The organism is Verrucomicrobiia bacterium, assembly GCA_035946615.1.
Taxonomy (GTDB): domain Bacteria; phylum Verrucomicrobiota; class Verrucomicrobiia; order Limisphaerales; family UBA8199; genus DASYZB01.
This window is the reverse complement of record DASYZB010000020.1, coordinates 1-2,304: the sequence shown is the minus strand read 5'-3', so window position 1 is coordinate 2,304 and position 2,304 is coordinate 1. Positions and strand designations below refer to the sequence as shown.

The 2,304-nt window shown below is 56.4% G+C and carries 1 protein-coding gene; it reads right to left on the bottom strand.

What is annotated here, in order from left to right; all coding sequences use genetic code 11:
* Positions 1-209: 209 nt before the first annotated feature.
* Positions 210-2,174, bottom strand: a complete 1,965-nt coding sequence (gene tssI / locus VG146_03245; protein ID HEV2391358.1) for a type VI secretion system tip protein TssI/VgrG — start codon at positions 2,172-2,174, stop codon at positions 210-212.
* Positions 2,175-2,304 lie beyond the last annotated feature (130 nt).

Genomic DNA, 2,304 nt, shown 5'->3' with positions numbered 1-2,304 from the left:
TAAATGTCCCTAGTTCTACCCTGGTTTCCAAACTGTTCCCGAACTTCGGGTTTCAAATCATCACTGAACTGGGTTCACCTGAGGATTTACCATGTCCTGGAAGCGACAAGCTATCTATTAGACCCCCCTACTATGCATCCTCCCGACAGAAGAGCAAGCGGTATTTGAACAATCGGGTCGGTAATTAATTGGTGAAATTGCGTTCTAAATTATCTGTGGCTCACCTGCCGTTCCAAAACAACTTTCTCCACCTGGTCCAGCCGCGCCTTCAAATCCGCGATTTCTGCGGCCTGTTCCTTAAGGCTCGAGGCCTGTTCCTGAATGGTTGCTTCTTTCTCACGAAGCTTCTGATTGAGCCCCTGAATCGCCGCCAGGGCCACCCCGCCTTCATCCACCAGCGATATGTGCTTGTCATCTGTCCCGTTCAATCCGAATGCGGCATGGAAATCCTGGGCAACCGGACCGAGATGCTTGACCCCCGCCACCGTTTTGAAATCCCAACTGCTGATGGGCAGTGACGCCACCTTTTCCAGAATCGCCACCGGACTAATACTCTCGAAATCCTCCTTGGCGTTGCGGTCGCTCGTGGTGTTAAAAGCGGTGGCGGAAATAGTGCCGTTATTGGCTATCGTGGTCACAAACGAGTTGGCATTCCCAAACTCGGCCAACAAACCATTGCCGACACTGTTGACCGACACGCTCAGCGCGCCGTCCGCTGGTGCGCCTCCCGCATTAATTATGCGCAACGCTGGGCTCGGCGTGGTGGTATTGGTGTTGACGATCAGCGCCACCGGGTTCGCAAAGGTGCCGCTCTGCCCTCCTTGGACATGAAACGGCGCGGTGGGTGTGCTGGTCCCGATGCCGATGTTTCCGCCGTTGAGAATCGTCAGGCGCGGGTTGAACCCGGTGAATAATGCCAAGTCGTACTGATTACCGGTGCCGCTGGCGGTGCGTTGGGAGGCAATGCCCTCACCGCTGCTGGCGCCGAACGTGAGGGCATTGGCGGTATCCGAGCCGTTGTTCGCGTCGGCCTGATCGATGTTCATCCCGCCGCTGACCGATAGAGGACCCGTCGCCGTCGTCGGCCCTTGAAGACTCAGGCCGCCCGGGCCTTGCAGGCTCAGCGCCGTGCCTTGAATGGTTACGTTGCCGGAGGTCTGCAGAGACAAATTGCCCGCGGATTTTAGCGCCATCGTGCCGCCAACGGTCGTATTGAAGTTATTGACCCCCGATATCCCGATATTGTTTGCGGCTTTCACTGTCAGGTCCTTGGCCGCTTGCAAAGTCAAAACCTGGGCGCTGGCCGTGTCATTAAAACTGATCTCATTCACCTGTGCCGGCTGGCCCGGGGTGCCCGTTGTCCTAATGGTGGAGATAGCCTGATTGACCGGCAAAGCGTAGGGCGGCATTTCAGTCCCATTGTACAGGCTCCCGATGATGATCGGTCGGTCGGGGTCGCCCTCGAGGAACGAGACCACTACCTCGTCTCCTACCCGGGGCAGGAAGATCATCCCTCTGCCATTCGATCCGGCCATGGGATTAGCCACCCGTATCCAGCAACTCGAGTTCTGATCCTTTTTGCCCTGGCGATCCCAGAAAAATTGCACCTTAACACGCCCATATTTGTCTGTATAAATCTCCTGGCCGGCAGGCGCGGTGACAATCGCCGTCTCAGGCTGCCCTTGAGGTTTTGGCGTCACCAGGGCTGGCCGATAAATCAGCGAGGCCGGTATCGCCTGGAATTCATTGCCGTAAAAAACGGTGCTGACGCCATTGGTCATGCGGACAAAGCCGGCGTGATGGATCGAGGTCACCAGGTACGAACCACTCAGCCCAGCCCCGCTTTGGTCGCTTAAACTAAACGTGTAGCCGGCCCGCAAATCCGGCGCTGTCCCCGCCCCCGCAATCGTCATGCGCTCGACGGTCTGATGGTCCTGGCGATCTTGCGCCAATTGCTGGTCATAGCCGAGCGTCTGCACGTCATTGCCAAATTCATACTGTTCCTGCACACCCTCTTGGCCGCTGATCGATGCCAGCAGCGACGCCCCTGGAGCTGTGAAGTCATAACTGTTGATGGTTGATGTCAACGTGGATTGATGACTGGCCCTTTGAAAGGAACGAACGTATTCCCCAACTGGAATGTTCGTGGTCGTGTTGCCGTAATAAACGGATATTCGGGGAATTTAGTGGCTGAGTTTGGGTAGAAGGGGAAGGAGCTTTTAGAATGAAGGCGGTTGGAACGGTATGATTGCACGCTGGAGGGCGGTAGGCGGAACTGAGATCCAAACGCTTCGCGCCGGCCTT